The sequence below is a fragment of the Corynebacterium sp. TUM25020 genome, assembly GCF_056388495.1.
Window position 1 is genome coordinate 464,470 of record NZ_JBWJFG010000001.1, and the last position, 24,279, is coordinate 488,748.

19 protein-coding genes are annotated in these 24,279 nt (G+C 59.2%); 18 read left to right on the forward strand and 1 reads right to left on the reverse strand.

The window, feature by feature from the left end; all coding sequences use genetic code 11:
- The first annotated feature begins 60 nt into the window (after positions 1-60).
- The 4 genes from AC05K6_RS02095 (at position 61) to AC05K6_RS02110 (ending at position 7,359) form a co-directional block, all read left to right on the forward strand.
- Positions 61-747 (forward strand): MBL fold metallo-hydrolase, encoded by a 687-nt coding sequence (locus AC05K6_RS02095; protein ID WP_473963259.1) that lies wholly within the window; start codon positions 61-63, stop codon positions 745-747.
- A gap of 22 nt (positions 748-769) precedes the next feature.
- Positions 770-2,089 carry a histidine--tRNA ligase gene (gene hisS, locus AC05K6_RS02100; protein WP_476727623.1) on the forward strand — a complete coding sequence of 440 codons (1,320 nt, stop codon included), beginning with the start codon at positions 770-772 and terminating at the stop codon, positions 2,087-2,089.
- Positions 2,090-2,331: 242 nt separating this feature from the next.
- Positions 2,332-4,470 (forward strand): bifunctional metallophosphatase/5'-nucleotidase, encoded by a 2,139-nt coding sequence (locus AC05K6_RS02105; protein ID WP_476727624.1) that lies wholly within the window; start codon positions 2,332-2,334, stop codon positions 4,468-4,470.
- 84 nt (positions 4,471-4,554) lie between these two features.
- Positions 4,555-7,359, forward strand: coding sequence for an ExeM/NucH family extracellular endonuclease (locus AC05K6_RS02110; RefSeq protein WP_476727625.1), 2,805 nt, complete (start codon positions 4,555-4,557; stop codon positions 7,357-7,359).
- Positions 7,360-7,388: 29 nt separating this feature from the next.
- Here AC05K6_RS02110 and ypfJ read toward each other — a convergent pair whose 3' ends face one another.
- The gene (ypfJ, locus tag AC05K6_RS02115; protein WP_476727626.1) at positions 7,389-8,348 is read right to left on the reverse strand and encodes a KPN_02809 family neutral zinc metallopeptidase; all 960 of its coding nucleotides are present in this window, start codon (positions 8,346-8,348) and stop codon (positions 7,389-7,391) included.
- Between the two features lie 134 nt (positions 8,349-8,482).
- On the opposite strand from ypfJ, the gene aspS reads away from it, so the two are divergent.
- The 14 genes from aspS (at position 8,483) to efp (ending at position 24,274) form a co-directional block, all read left to right on the forward strand.
- Positions 8,483-10,285, forward strand: coding sequence for an aspartate--tRNA ligase (gene aspS, locus AC05K6_RS02120; RefSeq protein ID WP_293791535.1), 1,803 nt, complete (start codon positions 8,483-8,485; stop codon positions 10,283-10,285).
- A 10-nt stretch (positions 10,286-10,295) separates the two neighbouring features.
- Positions 10,296-11,558, forward strand: coding sequence for a phosphotransferase (locus AC05K6_RS02125; RefSeq protein ID WP_476727627.1), 1,263 nt, complete (start codon positions 10,296-10,298; stop codon positions 11,556-11,558).
- A 21-nt stretch (positions 11,559-11,579) separates the two neighbouring features.
- Entirely contained in the window at positions 11,580-12,974 is a 1,395-nt protein-coding gene (locus AC05K6_RS02130) for a replication-associated recombination protein A (RefSeq protein WP_476727628.1), read from the forward strand.
- Positions 12,975-13,052: 78 nt separating this feature from the next.
- On the forward strand, positions 13,053-15,716 hold the full coding sequence (gene alaS / locus AC05K6_RS02135; RefSeq protein ID WP_476727629.1) for an alanine--tRNA ligase: 2,664 nt from the start codon (positions 13,053-13,055) through the stop codon (positions 15,714-15,716).
- Positions 15,717-15,736: 20 nt separating this feature from the next.
- Positions 15,737-16,204, forward strand: coding sequence for a Holliday junction resolvase RuvX (ruvX, locus tag AC05K6_RS02140; protein ID WP_293791532.1), 468 nt, complete (start codon positions 15,737-15,739; stop codon positions 16,202-16,204).
- A 79-nt stretch (positions 16,205-16,283) separates the two neighbouring features.
- The gene (mltG, locus tag AC05K6_RS02145) at positions 16,284-17,438 is read left to right on the forward strand and encodes an endolytic transglycosylase MltG (RefSeq protein WP_476727630.1); all 1,155 of its coding nucleotides are present in this window, start codon (positions 16,284-16,286) and stop codon (positions 17,436-17,438) included.
- A gap of 61 nt (positions 17,439-17,499) precedes the next feature.
- Positions 17,500-18,384 carry a shikimate dehydrogenase gene (locus AC05K6_RS02150; protein WP_448307629.1) on the forward strand — a complete coding sequence of 295 codons (885 nt, stop codon included), beginning with the start codon at positions 17,500-17,502 and terminating at the stop codon, positions 18,382-18,384.
- A gap of 100 nt (positions 18,385-18,484) precedes the next feature.
- Complete coding sequence (locus AC05K6_RS02155) at positions 18,485-18,970, forward strand: prepilin peptidase (protein WP_476727631.1); 486 nt, start codon at positions 18,485-18,487, stop codon at positions 18,968-18,970.
- A gap of 54 nt (positions 18,971-19,024) precedes the next feature.
- The gene (gene aroC, locus AC05K6_RS02160) at positions 19,025-20,284 is read left to right on the forward strand and encodes a chorismate synthase (protein WP_293791523.1); all 1,260 of its coding nucleotides are present in this window, start codon (positions 19,025-19,027) and stop codon (positions 20,282-20,284) included.
- Positions 20,281-20,841 (forward strand): shikimate kinase, encoded by a 561-nt coding sequence (locus AC05K6_RS02165; RefSeq protein ID WP_448307632.1) that lies wholly within the window; start codon positions 20,281-20,283, stop codon positions 20,839-20,841. Before aroC ends, AC05K6_RS02165 begins: the two co-directional genes overlap by 4 nt.
- Before the next feature lie 63 nt (positions 20,842-20,904).
- Entirely contained in the window at positions 20,905-22,011 is a 1,107-nt protein-coding gene (gene aroB / locus AC05K6_RS02170; RefSeq protein WP_476727632.1) for a 3-dehydroquinate synthase, read from the forward strand.
- 48 nt (positions 22,012-22,059) lie between these two features.
- Positions 22,060-22,512, forward strand: a complete 453-nt coding sequence (gene aroQ, locus AC05K6_RS02175; protein WP_473963270.1) for a type II 3-dehydroquinate dehydratase — start codon at positions 22,060-22,062, stop codon at positions 22,510-22,512.
- Between the two features lie 46 nt (positions 22,513-22,558).
- Positions 22,559-23,647, forward strand: coding sequence for a M24 family metallopeptidase (locus AC05K6_RS02180; RefSeq protein ID WP_476727633.1), 1,089 nt, complete (start codon positions 22,559-22,561; stop codon positions 23,645-23,647).
- A gap of 63 nt (positions 23,648-23,710) precedes the next feature.
- Positions 23,711-24,274 carry an elongation factor P gene (efp, locus tag AC05K6_RS02185; protein WP_293791514.1) on the forward strand — a complete coding sequence of 188 codons (564 nt, stop codon included), beginning with the start codon at positions 23,711-23,713 and terminating at the stop codon, positions 24,272-24,274.
- Positions 24,275-24,279 lie beyond the last annotated feature (5 nt).

The following is a 24,279-nucleotide window of genomic DNA, read 5'->3' on the forward strand; positions in this document are numbered from 1 at the left end:
AGAGCACGAATCGGGCACAAGGGCACGCCCCTCGATGAGCTTTCGCTAGGGTGTAGTGGCATGAGCACCAATTACTCCGACCGTCCCGTAGCCCTGCCGGAGACCACGCAGATCTTGAGCTTCGCCGCTGGACCCTTCGAGACCAATTGCTATGTTTTGATTGATGGTTCTGACGCCACTTCGGGGGAAAACTTCCCGGCGGTCGTTATCGATCCTGGGTTAGGTGCGTACGAGCGTATTCAATGTCTCGCCGCCGAACACAACTTCAAGGTAGAGAAAGTGGTGCTGACTCACGGCCACATTGACCACATCCGAGACGCGGGTGCCTTTGGCGTGCCGGTGTTCGTTCACGAGCTGGATCGTTTCATGTTGGAGATGGATCAGGCAGCCAGCCCGCTCGCGGTACCTTTCGACGTGGCCAATATGCCAGCTATTGAGGATATTCATCCCCTTGAAGACTCGATAAGCATTGGCGGTACGGAGTTTGATATCCACCACATGCCCGGTCATTCCCCAGGCCATGTGATGTTCCGCGTGGATGGGCTGATTATCGGCGGCGATGTCCTTTTCCGCGGGGGAGTGGGGCGTACCGATCTGCCTGGTTGCTCGCCGGAGGACATGATGCTGAGCTTGAAGAAGCTGACTACGGATTTTGCGGACGAAGACATCGTCTTGCCGGGGCACGGACCGCACACCACCATCGGCGAGGAGAAGCGGACGAATAGCTTCCTGGCAGCCGTAAAGTAGCGGTTTAGTAGACTGTTTCTTTGTGACTGAGAGCGACAAGAAGCAACAGAAGGCTCAGAAGCCTAAGACCCAGAAGTTTAAGGCCCTGAGCGCGCCAAAGGGCGTGCCAGATTATTTTCCGCCGACGTCAGCGGAGTTCAAGGCGGTTAAGGACGCCTTTACCTCCGCGGCGCACACGGCAGGTTATGAGCACGTGGAGTTGCCGATCTTTGAGGAGACCTCATTGTTTGCTCGCGGTGTAGGTGAATCCACCGATGTCGTATCGAAGGAAATGTATACCTTTGCCGACCGGGGTGGTCGGTCGGTGACCTTGCGGCCGGAGGGCACTGCGGGCGTCATGCGCTCCGTCATTGAGCACAATCTGGATCGTGGACAGCTACCCGTCAAACTGGTCTACAATGGCCCGTTCTTCCGTTACGAGCGCCCGCAGGCCGGTCGCTACCGTCAGCTCCAGCAGGTCGGCGTGGAGGCCATTGGCGTGGACGATCCCGCGCTGGATGCCGAGGTCATCGCGCTGGCTAACCGCTGTTTTACCTCCATTGGCCTCACCGGTTTTCGCCTGGAGCTAACCAGTTTGGGCGACTGGGATGACCGTCCTGCATACCGACAAAAGCTGCAGGACTTCCTGTCAACCTTGCCCCTGGATGAGGAAACTCAACGCCGTGCGCAGCTGAACCCGCTGCGGGTGCTCGATGATAAGCGTCCAGAGATGCAGGAGATGCTGGCGGATGCACCGTTGATGCTCGACCATTTGAGTGATACCTCCCGCGAACATTTCGAGACCGTGACCGGGCTGCTTGATGATTTGGGAGTTGATTACACCATCAACCCGCGCATGGTGCGCGGACTCGACTACTACACAAAGACCTGCTTCGAGTTCGTTCACGATGGACTGGGTGCACAGTCCGGCATCGGCGGCGGCGGACGCTACGACGGCCTGATGGCACAGCTGGGCGGGCAGGATCTTTCGGGAATCGGCTTTGGGCTGGGCGTCGATCGAGCTTTGCTGGCGCTGGAAGCGGAGGATAAGCAGGCGTCCACAGGCAGAAGGGTCGACGTCTACGGCGTGGCACTGGGCGCAGAGGCTAAGCGCCGCATGGTGAGCATCGTCAACGACCTCCGTGGCCGTGGCATTTCGGCCGATATGTCCTACGGCGATCGCGGGCTCAAGGGCGCGATGAAGGGAGCGGATCGCGCTGGCGCTCTGTATGCCCTGGTGCTGGGTGATAAGGAGTTGGCCGAGGGGACCGTGACGGTGAAGGATCTCGCAGCCCACGAGCAACACGAGGTAGACCTGGCAGCAGTTGTGGAGCTGTTGGCGGAAAAGACAGCCGAGGGTTAAACCGGCGTCGAGTTCACACAGTTCACACCATTGCCCCCGCGTAACACCACGCGGGGGTATTTTTGGTGAATTAAAGATTAATAGAATTGTTACCTAACGTGAAGGTACAGGTCAGGTGCGGATCGACTCGGGATAGTGCACGGACAAAAGCGCGTAACGATGGTTAGCTCTCATTCGTTGTAACACCTTCTTTTTACGCAATTGTTTGCGATTGACGATTTCCAACGAGGAGAAAGCCCCAAGTGTTTAAGTTGTCCCGCCGCAGTTCCCGCGCCGTCGTGACTTTCGCCATGGCGCCCGCCCTTGCCCTCGCGGGCCTGAATGTCCCCGCGTATGCAGCTGAGTCCGACCAAGTCAGTCTCAACATCCTCGGTGTTACCGACTTCCACGGTCACCTGTCCCAGGCAAAGGACCGCGAGGAAAACATTTCGGAACCCGGCGCGGCAGTGATGGCCTGCTACATCAACAAGGAGCGCGAGGAGAACCCGAACACCAGCTTTGTTTCTGCGGGTGACAACATCGGTGGCTCTCCCTTCGAGTCCTCAATTTTGAAGGACGAGCCCACCATTGAGGCACTGAACAAGATGGGGCTGGAGACCTCCGCAGTAGGTAACCACGAGTTCGACAAGGGGTGGGATGACCTCGAAGGCCGGGTTGGTGTGAACGGCGACAAGTTGGCAAAGTTCCCCTACTTGGGCGCGAACGTTAAGGGCGCACAGCTCGCCCCTTCTAAGGTCATCGAAAAGGACGGCGTGAAGATCGGGTATGTCGGTACCGTGACTGACACGACCTCTGAGCTCGTTTCTCCAGACGGCATCAAGGGCATTAGCTTTACCGACCCAGTGGCCGCCACTAATGCAGAGGCACAGCGCCTGAAGGAGAGTGGAGAGGCTGACGTTATCGTGGGTCTGGTTCACGAGGGCATGGACAACACCGGATTCTCTGACAAGGTGGATGCAGTAATCGCTGGCCACACTCATGTTCTGCGCAAGCTGGACGGCAAGCCGGTTCTGGTGCAGCCGGCCAATTACGGAATGGATCTGGCTGACATTGACATCGTCTATGACAAGGCCGCCAAGAAGGTCGTGTCTGTTACCGCCACCAACCGCACCGCTAAAGACATGATGGACCGCTGTGGCTCCACGCCGGATGAAGAAGTGGCGAAGATCGTCACCGCAGCGAAGAAAAACTCGGAGATCGAGGGGGAGAAGGTTGTCACGAACCTGAAGAACGATTTCTACCGTGGTGCAGACGCCGGTGCTGAGACTGGCACCAACCGCGGCACCGAGTCCTCCCTGAACTCCATGATCGCGGACGCCACCCTGTACGGTGTAAACAAGCTGACCGACCTGAACGCCGACATCGGTGTTATGAACGCAGGTGGTGTGCGTGAGGACCTGGCATCCGGCGAGGTGACCTTCGCTGAGGCATTCGCCGTCCAGCCGTTCGGCAACTCCCTGGGCGTTGTGGAGATCACTGGTGAGGACCTGAAGAATGCTCTCGAGCAGCAGTGGCAGCAGGGTGGCAAGCGTCCGATGCTGTCGCTCGGTCTGTCCAAGAACGTGCAGTATGCCTACAACCCGGATGCTGCGCAGGGCAAGCGCATCTCCTACGTCACCATCGACGGTAAGCCCCTGGATCCGACGAAGACCTACCGCGTGGCGGGCTCCAGCTTCTTGCTCACCGGTGGCGATGGTTTCGATTCCTTCGCGAAGGGCAAGTTCCAGGACGCAGGGCAGATCGATGTCGATGTATTCAACCGCTACCTGAAGGACAACTCGGATATCTCCATTCGCCCGAACCAGACCTCCGTCGGCGTGCAGCTGTCCGGCGCTGGCGTGGACGAGGCTCAGGTGACCGACGAGGCGCTGCGTGGGACCATCCTGGCTCCGAACAAGGACGTCACCGTCAACCTCAGCTCCCTGAGCTACACGGGTCCTGAGGCAAAGCCGAAGACGGCGACCGCCAAGTTCCTGCGCTGCGAGGGTGAAAAGGCCATCACTGTCGGTGAGGCTTCCGAAGATATGGACAACACCATCACCGACTCCCGCGACGAAACCGGCAAGGCCACCGTCAACCTTACCGTTCCAGAAGAGGCTGCGTTCCTGCAGATCACCACCGATGCTGGCTCTAAGCTGAACTACCCGATCTCCGTCGAAGGCAAGCTCGATGTCGATCGTGGCTGCGGTGCAACGTCGGACGAGAAGCCGGGTGCAGAAGGCTCCCTGTCCGGTTCCTCCACCGGCGGCATCATCGGCACCATCCTGGGCATCCTCGCCGTGATCATCGGTGGCGCAACTGCCATCGCTTGGGTGCAGAACCACGGTGGCATCCCGACCCATATCCTGCCGAAGTGGGCTCGCGACCTGCTCCACATCTAATCACCTGACATCAACACTGATTCACCATTTCAGCTCTCGCACCTTTAATGCGGGGGCTGTTTTCACCAGAAAGCTTGAAGAAATATGAAGGCTCGTTTCAGAACCATCACCTCCGTCGCAACGTTCAGTGCTATGGCGCTCGGCGCCAATATCCTTTCTGTTCCAACCGTAGGAGCAACCCCCGCTGGCGATAGCGTCGTCATCAGCGCTGTTTACGGTGGCGGCGGAAACTCCGGCGCCACCTTGAAGAATGACTATGTGGAGCTTTTCAACCCAACCGATAAGCCCATCAGCCTGGACGGCTGGACCGTCCAATATCTTTCCGCAAAGGGAAATAACAATGGCCACCCTGTTGCCCTATCCGGCACGATTCAGCCGAAGTCGTTCTACCTGATCAAGGGCGCTGCGCGTAATGGCGGTACCCAGGACTTTGTTTCGGACGCCACCGGGGACAACCTGGATCTGAGCGGTTCCAATGGCACCGTCGTGTTGAGCGACACCGCCGACAAATGGGCTGCAGGTAACCCCGCGATCGACATTGTGGGCTACGGCAATGCGCAGGTGAATGAAGCTGCCGGTACTGGGACTCTGAGCTCCACCAAGGCAGCAGCTCGTGCTGCCGATGGCAAGGATACCGACGACAATAGCGTCGACTTCACCGTCGGCGCTCCAGCTCCACGTTTCAGCGGTGGTAATGCTCTTGATCCCAATGCGACGGCACCGGAACAGCCGGAAAATCCCACTAAACCGGAACAACCGGGCGAAGCAGAGCAGAAGAAGATCTCCGAGATCCAGGGCACGGGTGCAGAGTCCCCGCTGGTGGACAAAGAGGTAAAGACCGCAGGCTGGGTAACCGCTAGCTACCCTTCCGGGGGATTCGATGGCTTCACGATTCAGGAGGGAGGCACAGCCAAGCTGCACAAGCCGGGAGAGGCCTCCCAAGCTGTGTTCGTCTACACCGGCAAGAATGGCACCCCAGCCGACCTGGGTAAGTGCGTCGTTGTTACGGGCAAGGTAGGAGAGCACGCCGAATCTACGCAGATCGGTTATGCAAAGTACACCGAGTCCACCAACCCTGCCGAAGACTGTGGCGAAAAACCAGAACCAATCTCTGATTCGATCCCGCTAGACGAGGAGACTCGCGAGGCAAATGAGCACATGCTGTTCAAGCCATCTGCGACGTACACCGTCACCAACAACTACAACCTGAACCAGTACGGCACTGTAGACCTGGTGGAAGGTGACAAGCCCCTGTACCAGGCAACTGCCATGGTGGCGCCCGGTGCGGAAGCTCAAGCTTATGAGGCCGGTAATGCCAAGCGCGTCGTTACCCTGGACGATGGCGCGACGCTGAATTACTTCCGCAACAAGGACGCGCAAAATACACCACAGCCGTACCTGAAGACGGCGGAGGGTATCAAGTCGCTGCGCTCCGGGGATCAGGTAAGCTTCGCCAACCCGGTGGTGCTTTCCTACAATTTCAAAACGTGGGGATTGCAGCCGACACGTCAGGTCACGGGGGATACTGCCCAGGCTGACCTGCCGATCAACTGGGAGGATTCACGTCCTGCCGAGGAACAGGGTCCGAAGGCCGTCGGCGGTAGCCATTCCATTGCCAGCTTTAACGTGTTGAACTACTTCACCGATTTGGGGCAAGGCGAGGCCGGCTGCAAGGCTTACAACGATCGCGAAGGCAACCCCGTAGCTACTGATTCCTGCAAGGTTCGTGGAGCCTACTCGGAACAAGCATTCAAGGACCAGCAGTCCAAGATCGTCAAGGCAATCAACACCCTCAACGTCTCCGTTTTGGGGCTGGAAGAGATTGAGAACTCCGCTCGCTTCGGCGCGGACCGCGATGCAGCACTGAAGCACCTCGTTGATGAGCTCAACAAAGCTGGCGGAAATTGGAAGTACGTGCCAAGCCCGAGCAAGGTGGCGAAGAACGAGGATGTGATCCGCACGGCGTTTATCTACCAGCCGGACAAGGTAGAGCCGGTCGGGGAGTCCAAGATTCTCGACGTTAACGCCTTCGACGGGATTGCCCGTCAACCACTGGCTCAGCAGTTCAAGAACAAGGGCGCGGCTGATGACCAGGCATTCGTGGCGGTTGTCAACCACTACAAGTCCAAGGGGAGTGTAGCCAGGGGAGACACTGACACCGGCGACGGCCAAGGCAACAACGCCCGTCTGCGAGCCGACATGTCCCGCGAGCTGGTGAAGTGGTTGCGCGAGGATCCCGATCTCAAGGACAAGCCACAGTTCGTGTTAGGAGACTTCAATGCTTATGCAAAGGAAGAAGCAATCAGCATCATCGAGCAGGCGGGCTACACCAACCTCGAAGATAAGTACGAGGCAGGCCACTCCTACCAGTTCGGCGGACGCTTGGGATCCCTGGATCACGTGCTAGCCAATGAAAAAGCAACGCAACTGGCCACCGGTGCGGATGTCTGGGACATCAACGCCGACGAGTCGGTGGCGTTTGAGTATTCGCGCCGGAACTACAACGTGGTGAACTTCTATGAGCCGAATGTCTTCCGTGCTTCGGATCACGATCCGATCAAGGTGGGCTTCAATGCTCCGGGGGCTGACCCGAAGCCGACTCCGGATCCGCAGGAGCCGGGCGACCCCGGTAACCCCGGCAACCCCGACAAGCCGGGTGGATCTTCTGGGTCCTCGGATACCCCTGGTTCCACAGGATCTTCGGGTTCTAGCGATAACCAGAAGGGCGAAATCAGTGGCTCGGCCAAGGCTGGCATCATCACTACAATCATCCTTGGCATTATCGCCCTGGGCGCTGGCGGCGCCGGCGTATGGGGTTGGATCAACCACCTGATTCCAGCCCACGCTGTGCCAAGCTGGCTGCGGCCTTTCCTTCCTCCGCAGCGCTAGGGCAGTATCTAGGCCACTATCCAGGGCGTTTAGCGCTGGAAGTCCTGGTGGCAGGACTTCATAGTGCCACCCTGGTAGCCGCGCATAAACCAGTCCACGCGCATCTTTGAGGATCCGTGGGTCCATTTGTCAGGGTTAACTTCCTGCCCGGCGCTGGACTGGATGGCGTCATCACCAATGGCACGGGCGGTCTTAATTGCCTGCTCGACCTGCTCCTGGGTGAGGGGCTCCAGGAGAGCTCCCTCGCCCTTATCTGCGTTCTGGGCCCACACACCGGCGTAGCAGTCGGCTTGGACTTCCATTTTCACCGCATTGGAGTCCTCGCCTGGATTGTTGTAGTCGCTTAGCCCCAGGTTCCCTTCCAGCTGCTGAATGTGGTGGCCGAACTCGTGGGCAGTGACGTACATCTGTGCGAACGGTCCATCGGAACCGCCCATCTTTTTTAGCTCCTTAAAGAAGGGCGTGGACATGTACACCGTCTCGTCGCCTGGGCAGTAGAAAGGCCCTGTGTTGGCGAGGTTTGCCGATCCGCACCTGGTACTGGTTTGGCCTTCGGCAATCACAAGCCCAGGCTTGGTGTAATCGATCCCGGCTTCCTCGGGAAGTGCTCGGCCCCAGAAATCGTCGACGGAAGTCGCGGTCGCCAGGATTCGGCAGTCGTCGTCCTTATTCGCGTCATCGGCGGTCTTGCAGTGCTCGAAGCCTTCACCCTGCCTACTATTACTGACGCCCGCACGCTGGTCGGAGGCATTGTTTCCACCCAACATTCCGAGTCCGCCGTTAAAGAGGAACACCAGAATGGCGGCAACGATGATTCCCGGAATGCCGAAGCGGCGAGCGAGGGCGCCAAAAAGTAGGCCGGTAAACAGGCCGCCGCCCCCACCTTGGTTGCCACCCCCGCCCCCGAGGCCGAAACCGCCTCCGCCGGAGCCGGTACCTCCGCGCTGGCCACGATCGGAGTAATTGTTCAAATTATTGTTGAAAGTCACAAGTGAATCGTGCCATACCTAGGTGACATATACAGCCTTATATGGACAAGGTAAGCTGTAAGGTCGAAAAAGGCTCAAAAGCTAACACTAGCTAACACTTACGCGAACAATAACGAGGAAGGACTCTGAGGAACGTGCTGCGCACACACCTTGCGGGCGAGCTGCGCCCAGAAAACATCGGCGATGAAGTGACCTTAACTGGCTGGGTCGGTCGTCGACGCGACCACGGTGGCGTCATCTTCATCGACCTGCGCGACCGTACCGGCGTGGCACAGGTCGTTTTCCGTGAGTCCGAGGTAGCCGAGCGCGCGCACGACCTGCGCAGCGAATACTGCCTCAAGGTCACCGGCGTGGTCGAATCCCGACCTGAAGGATCGGAGAACCCAAACCTGGCTTCCGGCGGCATCGAGGTCAACGTTTCCGAGCTGGAAGTTCTGAATGCCTCGGCTGCACTACCGTTCCAGATTGACGATCCTTCCACCTCCGGTGAGGTGGGCGAGGAGACTCGCCTGAAGTACCGCTACCTTGACCTGCGTCGCAAGTCCCAAGGTGATGCTCTGCGTCTGCGTTCTCGCGTGAACCAGGCCGCCCGCGGTGTGCTGGCCAACCACGACTTCACGGAAATCGAAACTCCGACGCTGACGCGCTCCACCCCGGAGGGCGCTCGTGACTTCCTGGTGCCGGCGCGTCTGCGCCCGGGTACCTTCTACGCCCTGCCGCAGTCCCCGCAGCTGTTCAAGCAGCTGCTGATGGTGGCTGGCATGGAGCGCTACTACCAGATCGCCCGCTGCTACCGCGACGAGGACTTCCGCGCCGACCGTCAGCCGGAGTTCACCCAGCTGGACGTCGAGATGTCGTTCGTCGACCAGGAAGACGTGATCTCCCTGGCCGAGGAAATCCTGGTGGCTATCTGGAAGGAGATCGGCTACGAAATCTCCACCCCGATTCCGCGCATGACCTACGCCGATGCAATGAAGTACTACGGCTCTGACAAGCCGGATCTGCGCTTCGATATCCAAATCACTGAGTGCACCGAGTTCTTCAAGGACACAACCTTCCGCGTTTTCCAAAACGAGTATGTCGGCGCAGTCGTCATGGACGGTGGTGCAGACCAGCCACGCCGCCAGCTAGATGCGTGGCAGGAATGGGCAAAGCAGCGCGGTGCGAAGGGCTTGGCCTACATTCTGGTTGGCGAGGACGGCGAGTTGTCTGGTCCGGTGGCCAAGAACATTACCGACGCTGAGCGCGCTAGCATCGCCGAGCACGTCGGCGCTAAGCCGGGCGACTGCATCTTCTTCGCTGCGGGCGAAACGAAGCCGTCGCGTGCCCTGCTGGGTGCAGCGCGCGGTGAGATCGCCAACAAGCTGGGGCTCATCAAGGAAGGCGACTGGGCCTTCACTTGGGTCGTGGACGCCCCTCTGTTCGAACCGGCTGCAGACGCCACAGCCTCCGGCGACGTGGCTCTGGGCAACTCCGCTTGGACCGCCGTGCACCACGCCTTTACCTCCCCGAAGCCGGAATACCTGGACAACTTCGACGAGAACCCGGGCGAGGCCCTGGCCTACGCCTACGACATCGTGTGTAACGGCAACGAGATTGGTGGCGGTTCTATCCGTATCCACCAGCCCGACGTCCAGGAGCGCGTGTTCAAGGTCATGGGGATCAGCGAAGAGGAGGCTCGCGAGAAGTTCGGCTTCCTGCTCGATGCGTTCGCCTTCGGCGCCCCGCCACACGGCGGCATCGCTTTCGGCTGGGATCGCATTGTTTCCCTTTTGGGTGGCTTCGATTCCATCCGCGACGTTATCGCCTTCCCCAAGTCCGGCGGTGGCGTAGATCCTCTGACCGACGCTCCGGGCGAAATTTCCGCAGCGCAGCGTAAGGAATCTGGCATCGATTTCAAGCCTAAGAAGGGCCAGCAGGGCCAGAAGGAAAAGTAGGCGATTTAAAGTGCAATCTATCGAGTCCACCGTCGAGGCAGCCACGCAACTTTTGGCTACCCGCTTCGGAGGCTCACCAGAGCTCAGCGACCCGCAGGACCTGGGCGGCAGTGGATCCTCGATGGTTTTGCGCTGCAGGGTGTCTGCCGATCCTTTCCTGCAGGAGCGATCGGTGGTCATTAAGCAGCTGCCGCCAGAGGCCGGACAGGGTGCAGAGTCCAACACGGAGGGCGCCCCAACTGACAGTGGTGGTAGTGCCAGTTTCGGTCCCGATGCGCTAGGCATGCTGCGCGAGGTTGTGGCTTATCAGTACACGAACACGCTGGCCGAGACAGTTCGCCCTGGTCCGGTACTGCTTGCATATGACATCGACCAGCGCCTACTGGTGCTGTCCGACGCTGGAGACGGCACGAGTTTCACTGATGTGCTGACTCTCCACGATTCCAAAGCGAGGGGTGTCGCGCTGCGTAAGCTCGGCCGTTCGCTAGGCAAGATGCATGCCGCGACGTTCGGCGGGGCTTCGGCTTACTCGACGCTGATGCGACGCCAGTGTCAGCGTCATCAGATTAGCCCTGAGGCCATCGATGAATCGGATATCAACGTCGGTGAGCTCATCCAATCTGGCGTGGAGCTCATGACCTCCAATGGTTTGACCATCGACCCGGTGGTACACCGCTACGCCTCCCAAGCTGCGGAGCGCCAGACAAAGTCCGAGTATCAGGTCTTTACGCCCTTTGACCTGGCCCCGGACAATGTGATGCTCACCAACAACATTGTGCTGCTCGACTACGAGTGGGCGGGATTCCGGGATGCTGCATTTGATGTGGCGTGTGTAGTCGCGGGCTTCCCACAGGACAACACGACCCCCGCTCTGGACGAACCCGAGACTACTGAGTTCCTGGCTGCTTGGCGTGCCGAAGCTCAGCAGATTTGGCCTACGATCTCTGACGACGAAGTGTTCCACGAATGGGTGATGTCAGCCCTTATTGGCTGGGCTTTCCTGTCGTTGATCATGATGTATTACGGGCGCCTTTCGGTGGCCAAGCATTCCTCTTTCGTCTTCGGCGAAGAGTCCGACAACCAGGACGTTTCCCGCTCCATCCGTCATATGTCGGAGGAGCAGTTGGAAGACCTCGCCACGACAGTGGAGGCCATCGAGCGTTTCTCTCGCCGTCGCGACTCCAAGGATTTCGAGGCTATCGGCGCTTTTGCACGTATGCTTCTGAAGGTTCTGGCGCAACTGGGGGCTTTCCCTCACGAGCGCGAGGACTAGCGTCGACGAGGTGTAAAACCTATGGACGATCTTTTCTCCCACACTGGCCAGGGCGACAAGAAAAGGCAGGAAAGCAGTGCCGATCAGGCGTCCGCAGAGGCCTACTTTCACCCAGGCACCCATGCGCCGCTGGCCGTTCGTATGCGCCCGCGCACACTGGATGAGGTAGTGGGACAGGACAAGGTTCTCGGCCCCGGTTCGCCATTGCGCCGCCTGATCGAGGGCCAGGGTGATACCTCCGTGATTCTTTACGGACCGCCCGGCACAGGAAAGACGACAATCGCCAGCCTGATCTCGCAGGCCTCGGGGCGCCGCTTTGAGGCATTAAGCGCCCTGAACTCCGGTGTCAAGGAAGTCCGCGCCATTATCGAGCAGGCCCGCAAGCGCCTCCTCCTCGGCGAGCACACCGTCTTGTTTATCGATGAGGTTCACCGCTTTTCGAAGACCCAGCAGGATGCCCTCCTTGCCGCAGTCGAGAACCGTACCGTCCTGCTCGTTGCCGCCACGACCGAGAACCCCTCCTTCTCTGTTGTATCGCCGCTGTTGTCCCGGTCGCTGCTCGTACAACTGTCTTCGCTTAGCGACGCCGACATTCGCACCGTACTCCAACGCGCCCTCGACGATGAGCGAGGATACGGTGGGCGCTTGCATGTTACGGAGGAAGCCTTAGACCAACTCGTTGCCATGTCCGCAGGAGACGCCAGGCGCAGCTTGACTTACTTGGAAGCCGCAGCCGAGGGAGTCCAGTTCGATGGGGAAAATGAAGTTGGGGAGCTGGTGGCGTCCCAAGTAAAAAAGTCCCTGAATAAGGCCGTGGCGCGCTACGACCGCGACGGCGACCAGCACTACGACATCACCAGTGCCTTCATCAAATCCATCCGTGGGTCGGACCCTGACGCGGCTTTGCACTACCTGGCGAGAATGCTAGAGGGTGGGGAAGACCCGCGGTTTATTGCGCGCAGACTCGTGATTCATGCCAGCGAGGACATCGGCATGGCGGATCCACAAGCACTGCAGGTTGCCGTCGCTGCGTACCACGCAGTGGGCTTTATTGGCATGCCGGAGGCACGCCTGAACCTGGCGCAGGCCACAATCCACCTGGCTACCGCCCCGAAATCCAATGGAGTAATCGCCGCGATTAACTCCGCTATCGGGGATGTTCAGGCAGGTAGAGGCGGGGCAGTGCCAGCGCATTTGCGCGATGGTCATTACCAAGGCGCTAAGGCATTAGGTAATGCGGTGGGGTACGTCTACCCGCACGATGACCCCAAGGGAGTTGTCCCGCAGCAATATCTGCCGGAGGATTTGAAGGATGCCGTGTACTACCGGCCAACCACCCATGGGCACGAAAAGACCATTGCAGCTCGGTTGAGTAGCCTGAGGGCTATCGTTCGCTCCTTTTTGACCCGGGGGTAGAATGTATGCGTTCCATCTACGGTTTACACTGACCGACGATTAAAACTTTCGACTAAAAATCTACGAGGTAAAGCCAACGTGCAAACGCATGAGATCCGCCAGCGCTTCATCGAGCACTTCACCAAGGCCGGGCACACCGAGGTCCCGAGCGCATCGCTGATCCTGGACGACCCGAATCTGCTGTTCGTCAACGCCGGCATGGTGCCGTTTAAGCCTTACTTCCTAGGCCAGCAAAACCCACCGTTCGAGAATGGCACTGCAACGTCTATCCAGAAGTGCGTGCGCACGCTCGATATCGACGAGGTTGGCATCACCACCCGTCACAACACGTTCTTCCAGATGGCAGGCAACTTCTCCTTTGGTGCTTACTTTAAGGAAGGCGCCATCACGCACGCCTGGACACTGCTGACCAATCCAGTGGACGAGGGCGGCCTGGGGCTCGACCCGGAGCGTCTGTGGGTCACCGTCTACACCGATGACGACGAGGCTGCAGAGATCTGGAACAAGAAGATCGGTGTGCCTGAGCACAAGATCCAGCGCCTTGGCATGGAGGACAACTACTGGTCCATGGGCATCCCCGGCCCGTGTGGCCCGTGTTCCGAGATCTACTACGACCGCGGCCCGGAGCATGGCAAGGAGGGTGGCCCGATTGTCGACGACACCCGTTACATCGAGATTTGGAACCTCGTGTTCATGGAGAACGAACGTGGCGAGGGGCTTGGAAAGGGCAACTTCGAAATCGTCGGCAAGCTGCCGAAGAAGAACATCGATACCGGCCTCGGCATCGAGCGTGTGGCCTGCATCCTGCAGGACGTGGACAACGTCTACGAAACCGACCTGCTGCGCCCTGTCATCGACGTCGCCCAGGAGGTAACAGGCGCGAAGTACGGTGCTGATAAGACCAACGATGTGCGCTTCCGCGTCATCGCCGACCACTCCCGCACTGGCCTTATGCTGATGCTCGACGGCGTGACCCCCGGTAATGAGGGGCGCGGTTACATCCTGCGTCGTCTGCTGCGTCGCATTATCCGTTCTGCCCGTCTGCTGGGTGCAACGGGCGAGACGCTGGAGAAGTTCATGGATACCGTGCGGGAGACCATGACCCCGTCCTACCCAGAGATCGCCGACAACTACGAACGCATCCGCGCAGTGGCTTTGGCCGAGGAGAAGTCTTTCCTGAAGACCCTCGAGTCTGGTTCTCAGATGTTCGACGATTGGGCACGTGGCGCGAAGGAACGCGGCGAAGATACCGTGCCGGGCGACGTTGCATTCTCCCTGCACGATACTCACGGCTTCCCGATCGACTTGACCCAGGAAATGGCCGCAGAAGCTGGTCTCAAGGTCGATATTGACGGATTCCATGACCTCATGGCGGAGCAGAAGGCCCGCGCCAAGGCCGACAACAATGCCAAGAAGTTAGGCCACGTGGATCAGACGATCTACCGCCCGTTCGTGGACAATCACCCGACTGTGTTCACCGGCTACGAGAACCTGGCCGACGAGGCTTCCGTGCTGGGCATTATCCGTGACGGCGCGCTCGTGGAGACCGCTCCGGAGGGCGCTGCCGCCCAGGTGATTCTGGACCGCACCCCGTTCTACGCCGAAGCCGGTGGTCAGATGGCCGACCGTGGTGAGATGAAGTCCACCTCGGGTGCCGCCCGCGTCGAGGATGTGCAGAAGGTCGGTAAGAAGGTGTGGGTGCACCATGTGACCGTTAGCGGTGGTGAGCTGGCTGTGGGACAGAAGATCCAGGCCACTGTCGATAAGGCTTGGCGCCACCAGGCCCGTCAGGCGCACTCCGGTACCCACCTGATCCACGCCGCACTGCGTGAGGTGCTAGGCCCCACAGCCGTACAGGCCGGTTCTATGAACAAGCCGGGCTACCTGCGCTTTGACTTTAACTATGGTGAGCAGCTCACCGAGCACCAGCTGGGTCAGATCGAGGAGATCGCCAACGGTGCCGTTGACAGCGACTACCAGGTCAACACCATCGAAACCTCCCTTGAAGAGGCAAAGGCAATGGGCGCCATGGCGCTCTTCGGCGAAAACTACGGCTCCGAAGTTCGCGTTGTGGAGATTGGCGGACCATTCTCCATGGAGCTTTGCGGTGGTATCCACGTCGATCACTCCTCCCAGATCGGCCCGATCGCCGTGCTGGGCGAGTCCTCCGTCGGATCCGGTATCCGCCGCATCGAGGCATATACGGGTATGGATTCCTTCCGCTTCCTGAGCACCGAAAAGTCCCTTGTTGCGGGTCTGGCTACCAGTTTGAAGACTCCCAGCGAGGAACTCCCTGAACGTATCGATAGCCTCACCGCCAAGCTGAAGGCCGCTGAGAAGCAGATCCAGCAGCTGCGTGGCCAGCAACTGCAGAGCCAGGTCGGCGAGCTGGTAAACAAGGCCGAAACGCTGGGTGATGTCAAGGTCCTGGCCCAACAGCTCCCCGAGGGAGTGGCAGCTGGCGATCTGCGTACCCTGGCCATGGATGCGAAGAACCGCCTCGGCTCTGAAGCCGCTGTTGTGGTGTTTGCTTCCGTTGATGGAGACAAGGTGCCTTTCGTCGCCGCTGCCAACGACGCTGCCGTGGCTCAAGGCATCAAGTCTGGCGAGCTGGTCAAGACGTTCGGTGAGAAGGTCGCTGGACGCGGTGGCGGTAAGCCCGCCATGGCTCAGGGCTCTGGTTCTGACGCCGCTGGCATCCCAGCTGGTATTGAGGCCGTCAAGAGCGCACTGCGCAGTTAAGTGGGATCGAAGGTTTCTTAATGCATACTGAAACGCCAGACCCAGCTACCGATCCCGGCCGTGGTAGGAGGCTAGGCCTCGACGTCGGCACCGTGCGCATCGGGGTGGCGATTTCAGATCCAGACTGCATCCTGGCCACCCCCGTAGAGACCGTGCAGGCCACCGCAGACGATGGTGATGTGCAGCGTGTCGTAGAGATCTGCCGGGAGAACTTCGTCGTGGAAATAGTCGTCGGCCTTCCAGTGGCACTGCGTGGAAACCATACCCAGAGCACAATTAATGCGGAGGAGTTTGCCCGGCTAGTTAAAGAGGAATTGCCGGATATTCCGTTGCGCATGGTGGATGAGCGAATGTCCACAATGGCTGCTACCCAGGCTTTTCACGCCTCTGGCGTCAATAGTAAAAAGGGCAGAAAAAAGATCGATCAGGCAGCGGCGGTGCATATCCTGCAGGGGTGGTTAGACACGCGGCGGCGCGTGCTTTCCTAAAATTTATCAATTCGTGAGAAAATGACCGCTGAATTGTAAATCATTGTTGTAGAACTCTGGACGAAAGGGCCCACGACCTATGGGATCGACCCGCAACATGCAGCCAAAGTTTCGACGGCGCCGCCAGCTTGCCGCCGCATTGGCTCTCGCCCTGGTTGTTCTGTTGGTCGGTACGTGCGTATACGTTTGGTACCAGCGCGACGTCGTTGCCGTGCGTGACTTCGCCGGCGAAGGTAATGGCAATGTGGTCATGGTTAGGGTCAGCCCCGGCGACTCAGTCGATAGCCTGGCGGAGCAGCTGGTGGACAAAGGCGTGGTCGGATCCCGCCGTGCCCTGATGTCGGCTGCCGAACGCAAGGAACCAGAGCTACAGGCGGGGTACTACCCGTTGCAAGAGCAAATGTCCGCAGACAAGGCGCTCGATTGGCTGTCCAGTGACGATCGCCGTCGCGGCGTGGTCGACATTCCCAATGGTTTGACCCTCAACGATGTGAAGGTGGTTGGGGGCGAAAGCCGCAAGGGCATCTTCAGCCTGATTTCGCAGCAAACCTGCCAGGATGAGCACACCTGCGTGTCCGTCGAAGATTTGCAAAAGGCTGCGGCGCAGACCCCGCCGGAGCAGCTGGAAATCGCGGATTGGGCGATGGAAAAGGTCAAAGCGCGCGGTGACGACCCGAAACGTATCGAGGGCTTGATTTCCCCAGGCGTTCACCTTTTTGATCCCACGAGCAGCCCCGAGGAGATCCTGAAGTCCTTGCTCAATACCTCCAAGGAGGAGTACCAGGACACTGGGCTTGTCTCTTCGTCCCAGAAGGTAGGCCTGAACCCCTACGACATGCTGGTTGCGGCCTCCCTGGTGGAGCGCGAGGCACCGGAGGGCGATTTCGATAAGGTAGCCCGCGTGATCCTGAACCGTTTGGCGGAGAAGCAGAAGCTGGAGTTCGACTCCACGGTGAACTATGACCTCAGCGAAGTCGAGGTCGCAACGACTGACGCCGACCGTAATCGTCCGACTCCGTGGAATACCTACGCCAAGGAGGGCCTGCCGGAGACCCCGATTTCCTCCCCGGGCCTGCAGGCACTGCACGCCATTGAGAACCCGGCTGATGGCGATTGGCTGTACTTCGTTACGGTGGATCGCAACGGTCGCACCGTTTTCAACCGCGACTTCGCTGCGCACGAGCGTGCTATCGAGGAATCCCGCCGCAACGGTGTTTTGGACTCTAACAGGTAGCACCAGCTTTTAACTCTTAAGAAAACGTTTTCTCGAAGAAGCACGAATAGGGTGAATTGCTATGTCCGCCGCAGGCCACGTGATCTCGGTCGATGAGTTTCTAGGGATGACCAGTCTGCGCTGTGCAGTGCTGGGCAGTCCGATTGAACATTCGCTATCCCCGCAGCTGCACACTGCTGGTTATCGCGCCCTTGGCCTGGACATGGACTATGTGCGGGTCGAGGCAGGAGAGTCTCGCGATATTCGTCGGCTAATGGAAGAGTCCGATGGTCTGGTTCGTGGTTTCTCCGTGACCATGCCGGGCAAGCAAGCTGCTCTGGAGCTCTCGGATTTGGCTACCACCCGCGCTCAAGAGATCGGATCGGCCAATACCCTGGTTCCGCAAGGCGACGGCCAATGGCTTGCCGATAACACCGATGTTGACGGGGTTGCTCGTTGCTTGGAGTACATCGGTGGTGGCGATACTGCTGGCCTGCGGGGAGCACGCGCCGTCATTGTTGGAAATGGGGGGACGGCGCGTCCGGCAGTCGCCGCTTTGGCCGCCGCTGGGGTCGAGCATGTGACTGTCCTGGCTCGCTCCGAGCGGGCTCTGAACCTGCAAAGCGTCGTAGAAACGCTGGGTATGGAGTTTTCTTGGTCCCGTTTTGAAGAAGCGGATATCGCCCAGACCTGCGCAGACGCAGCGGTTGTCGTGTCGACTATCCCGGCTCATGCCGCCGCGGAACTTTCCGCAGGGTTGTGTGCTGCCGCGGGTATCGTGGACGTCATTTATGACCCCTATCCCACGCCATTGCTGTCAGCTGCCCAGGCTAAGGCAGTGCCGCATGCGGATGGTCTGCGGATGCTTGCAGGCCAGGCAGAGGAGCAATTCCGTTTGTTCACCGGCAAGTCTGCCCCAGAGGGGCTCATGCTCGATACCGTCCTGCAGGCCAAAGGGCAACTGTAGTTCATAGCCGTTGTGGATAAATCTCTTTTGTCCACAAGGCACTCACTTTCGGCGGTGCTCTGGGCTGGCGCTGTCCGCGCCGCTCGCTAGCCTGCGAGACGTGCCGAACTCCTCGTTTCTTCTTCTCTTTTTGCCCTGGGCGGTTGCTCTCCTAATTTTTGACGCCCGCACCTCCCGCTTGCCCAACTGGCTCACCCTCCCGGGCATTCCCGTGGCAGTAGCGTTGTCGTGGACGATTCCGTGGGCTAACGCTTGGGCGTTTCTCGGAGGGCTGGCCTGGTCGGCATTGGCATTCGGATTACCGCTCATACATCATCGGTTGTTTGCGGGAGCTGGCGATGCAAAGCTTGCTTTGACGACGGGAACTCTTGCGGCTGTGATCTTCCCGCCGGGCGTGATTATTGCCGTGGGACTTAGCGGTCTCATGCACTGCATTTATTTTGCATTCTGCAGCCATTCATTTTCTGGTTTGACGCAGTGGGGTTGTAGGGGATGCACAGCAAACTCAGCTCGGGCGAGTCCACATGGCCCTGCGATGTTGATGGCAACGGGAGTAGTGGTGGTGGCGTCGTTAATGCTGCGTTAATAAAACGTCACGTCATTGGGGCTAGACCTGCACGTGACCTGTATTATGCTTCTTATGCTTCGTTGGACTACTGCAGGTGAATCGCACGGCCAGGCTCTGATTTCTTTGATTGAGAACCTCCCGTCCGGACTCTCGGTCACCCGGGAAGATGTTTCCTATCAGTTGGCACGTCGCCGCCTGGGCTACGGCCGGGGTGCGCGTATGAAGTTTGAGGCGGATGAGGTCACTTTTGTCGGTGGAGTGCGCCACGGCAAGACTCTTGGAAGCCCGGTTGCGGTAATGATCGGTAATACCGAGTGGCCCAAGTGGACCACGATCATGTCGGCCGACCCGGTGGATGAATCCGACCCGGAGGTCGCTAAGGAGATGTCCAGCGGACGTGGTGCAAGGCTGACTCGCCCGCGCCCTGGTCACGCGGATTTCTCGGGCATGGTGAAGTACGACCACGATGAAGCACGCCCGATTTTGGAGCGTTCCTCTGCCCGCGAGACGGCTGCTCGCGTCGCAGCTGGCACTTTCGCCCGGGCGCTCCTGCGAGAGGTCTTGGGAGTGGAGGTGCTGTCGCACGTCATTAGTATTGGCCGCTCCGAGCCCTACGCGGGACCCAGCCCGGATTTTTCTGACCTTGAGGCTATTGATGCTTCCCCCGTACGCGCCTTCGATTCTGCGGCTGAGGAGTCCATGGTTGAAGAGATCAAAGCGGCAAAGAAGTCCGGCGACACACTCGGAGGCATCGTCGAAGTTGTGGTGAAGGGTCTGCCGATCGGCTTGGGCTCACATGTCTCTGGTGATGAGCGTCTCGACGCACAGCTGGCAGCTTCCCTCATGGGGATCCAAGCAATCAAAGGTGTGGAGATCGGTGATGGTTTTGAGGAAGCTCGTCGCCGCGGCTCCGAAGCACATGACGAGATGGAGGCCGGTGCGGAAGGCGGAGTACGCCGCCTGAGTAACCGGGCTGGTGGTCTGGAAGGCGGTATGACAAACGGGGAAGATCTGCGCGTCCGCGCCGCCATGAAGCCTATTAGCACTGTTCCGCGTGCCCTGAAGACTGTGGATATGGCAACGGGTGAGGCCGCAACGGGCATTCACCAGCGTTCTGATGTGTGTGCGGTTCCGGCCGCCGGCGTCGTCGCCGAGACGATGGTAGCCCTCGTGCTGGCGCGTGCTGTGCTGAAGAAGTTCGGTGGCGACTCCGTGGCAGAAACGAAGCGCAACGTGCAGTCCTACCTTGAGTACGTGGACAGCCGACTTGACTGGGCTGCCGAGGCGAACAACGCTGCCGATGGGGAAGTGGCGGACGGAGACATCCGATGAGTCCCCGCGCGGTGCTGGTTGGGCTTCCCGGTTCCGGCAAAACCACCATCGGTAAGCGTTTGGCAAATGCTTTGAACCTACAGCTTGTCGACACCGACCATTTGCTCGAAGCCAAGCTAGGGAAGACCTGCAACCAGATCATGGCCGAACTGGGCGAGCCGGGCTTCCGCGAGCAGGAGGCGACCGTAGTCGCAGAGGCTCTGACCACCGATGGGATCGTTTCCCTCGGTGGGGGCGCCGTAGTCACAGAAAGCACCCGCGACCTGTTGGCAGATCACACGGTGGTCTACCTCAATGTTTCTATTGCTGAAGGCGTTCGCCGCACCTCCGGTTCCAAGACGCGACCGCTTCTGAATGTGGCTGACCCCCGCAGCAAATACGAGGAGCTTTTCGCCCAACGTTCGGCATACTACGAGGAAGTGTCCAACTTCATGGTTCGCTGTGATGGAAAAGAGCCCCGCCGCGTGGTCACAGACATCCTTCGGTTCATTGAAGAGATTCGCCTGGAGCGACTCACCGAGCGCAGTTCCGAGCCCCACGACCCGGTTTTCCGATAGCACGTATCCCAACCCACGCCCCAACAACTGATTGACAACTGATTGACGAGGAATCCCCATCAAATGTCTGACGCACCGCGCCAAACCTCTACACAGAAGCGCATTCGGGTGGCATCTCAGTCGCCCTACGATGTGGTGATTGACCGAGGGATCGAGTTCGCTTCCGAGGAGATCCTCAACGTAGCTGGGAATACCGCCAACTACCTCATCATTCACCAACCGGCCCTGGGCGCTCGCGCGAAAGAACTGGCTGCGCGTCTTTCCTCTGCTGGCTTTAGCGCGCATACCTATCAGATCGAAGACGCAGAGTCCGCCAAGACAGCTGAATCCGCTGCTGCCTGTTGGGATCAATGCGCGCGCGTCGGCCTCACCCGTGCCGACACCATCATCGGCCTGGGAGGGGGCGCGGCGACTGACCTCGCTGGGTTCATTGCCGCCACGTGGATGCGAGGCATCAAGGTGGTTCACTATCCCACCACATTGCTGGCCATGGTGGATGCGGCCGTGGGCGGCAAGACCGGTATCAACACCCCAGCCGGGAAGAACCTTGTTGGTGCCTTCCACGAACCAAGTGCGGTCATCATCGATCTGGAGGTGCTCGATACTCTCCCACGCGAGGAGATGATCGCCGGATCAGCAGAGATCATCAAGGCGGGCTTCATCGCCGACACCGAAATCCTCGACATCTACGAAGCAGACGCACAGGCTGCACTGGATCCGCACGGTAGCCTGCCGGAGTTGATTGCCCGCGCTATCCAAGTGAAGGCCAACGTGGTGGCGGTAGATCTCAAGGAGTCCAGCCTGCGCGAGATTCTTAACTACGGTCACACCTACGGCCACGCGGTGGAGCACCATGAGGATTATCGCTGGCGCCACGGCCAGGCGGTCGCCGTGGGCATGATTTTCGAAGCGGAGTTGGCGAAGGCCGCTGGATTGTTGAGTGCCGAGGACGTTCGGCGTCACCGCGATATCCTCAACTCTGTGGGGCTGGCGACCAGCTACAACGGCGCTGAGCTCGACGAGCTACTCGCGGCGATGGGGCGAGACAAGAAGAATAAGGGCGGCAAGATCCGTTTCGTCGTTCTCGAAAGGATCGGCACTCCCACCCGCCTGGAAGGCCCGAGTGAGGAGCTGTTGCGCGAGGCGTATGCCGCTAGCGTGGAAGCGTGAACCAGAACATAAAACCCAAAACGTATACCCAAGCCTTAGGAGGCAGCGATGAATCCAGCACAACCTCATGCGCCGAAGGTGTGCGTTGTTAACGGGCCGAATCTTAATCGCCTGGGCAAGCGCCAGCCCGAGGTCTACGGCACCACCACGCTGGCCGATGTGGAGGATCTGCTAGCCCGCGAGGCACAATCCCTGGGGATCGAGATTGACTTCTTCCAATCGAATCATGAGGGAGAATTGCTGGATCGCATTCACCAGGCCGCCGACGATGGGGCTGCGGTAATCATCAACCCTGGAGGGTTTACCCACACCTCTGTTGCTCTGCGCGATGCGCTTGCTGAGATCGCGGACGGCGCGGGTTTCGTGGAGGTACACATCTCCAATGTTCACGCGCGTGAGGAGTTCCGCCACCACAGCTATCTCAGCCCACTGGCCAGCGGCGTCATCGCGGGTCTGGGAATTTACGGCTACGTCGCTGCCCTGCGCTACTTTGCCCAATAGCGCCCAGCTAAATCTCTGCGTAACGCCATAACTTTAAGGAGTGTTGATGTCTAAGAAACTTTTTGACGCCTACCGCACCCGCCGCAATAAGGCCACAGCACTGATCCAGGAGTCCGAGCATGCGGCGCTTCTTATCAGCGACCTGAAGAATGTTCGCTATCTCACCGGTTTTTCCGGTTCTAACGCATTGCTGGTTATCCGTGAGGACGGCGAACATCTGCTCCTGACGGACGGACGCTACGACACGCAGATCCGAATTGAAACCGGCGAGCCTGATGACGTGGCCATTGAGATTGGTAGCAAGCTTTTTGACCGTGCGGCTGAGTTCGCCAAGATGACTGCGGGGGAGAGGTTCGCCGTTGAATCCAGCCTGGCTTATGGCCAGGCTCAGGGCTTGGGCAACCCGCCGGTACTGGCGGATGTGGTGGAAAAGCTGCGCCTTGTAAAAGATGAGCTGGAGATCGAAGCTCTTGCCGAGGCTGGTGAACTGGCCGATAGCGTATGGCGATCCTTTATTGAAGATGGTGGTATCCGCGAGGGCATCACCGAAATTCAGGCTGCCGCAGAGTTGGAGTTCCAGCTTCGTACTGCCGGGGCTGATGGTTTGAGCTTCGACACAATCTTGGCCAGTGGCGTGAATGCCACTAAGCCGCACGCGGGTGTATCTCGAGAGAAGATTGTTCCCGGGCTAGTGACGGTGGACTTCGGCGTATACCTCAATGGCTATGCCTCCGACCAAACCCGCACAGTTTGTGTGGGAGAGCCAGATGAACTAACCCGCGAGCTCTACGACGTGGTGTACCGTGCGCAGAAGGCCGGGGAAGCGATCCTGGCCCCAGGCGTGGAGCTGCGTAATGTCGACGCGGCCTGTCGAGAAGTTATTTCCGAGGGTGGTTACGGCAAGTTCTTTGTGCATTCGACCGGGCACGGCGTGGGGCTCGATGTGCACGAGGCTCCGCGGGCGGCAGCGGGCGTCGATCCCGCAGAAAAGCTTGTAGAAGGCATGACCGTAACAGTAGAGCCGGGCATTTATATCCCGGAAAAAACGGGCTTGCGCATCGAGAACACGTATGTGATTACCGCCGATGGTGCGCGTAGCTTTAATGCCTCGCCGACGGAACTCATCGTCGTTTAGGGTTTGGCGAGCTGCTAGACTGCAATAGCCAAAAATTTTTTACTCGCTAGAAGGAGACCATTCGTGGCAACTACCGCAGACTTCAAGAACGGCCTTGTGTTGAAGATGGACAACAAGCTTCAGCAGATCCTGGAGTTCCAGCACGTCAAGCCGGGCAAGGGCCCTGCTTTCGTTCGCACGAAGCTGAAGGACGTTGTCTCGGGCAAGATCGTCGATAAGACCTTCAATGCCGGCGTGAAGGTCGAGACCGCTACCGTGGATCGCCGCGACATGACCTACCTGTACAACGATGGCACCAACTTCGTTCTGATGGACGAGAAGACCTACGATCAGATTGAGCTGGCTCCGCACCTGATGGGTGATGGTGCCAAGTTCCTGCTGGAGAACACCACCGTGCAGGTTTCCTTCCACGAGGGCGAGCCACTGTTCGCCGAGCTGCCGGTATCCGTTGAGCTGAAGGTTGAGCAGACCGATCCGGGTCTGCAGGGTGATCGATCCACCGGTGGCACCAAGCCCGCCACCCTGGAGACCGGGGCGGAGATTCAGGTACCGCTGTTCATTGAGACCGGTAACGTACTGAAGGTGGATACCCGCACGGGCGAGTACCTATCTCGCGTCAACAACTAAGGCAG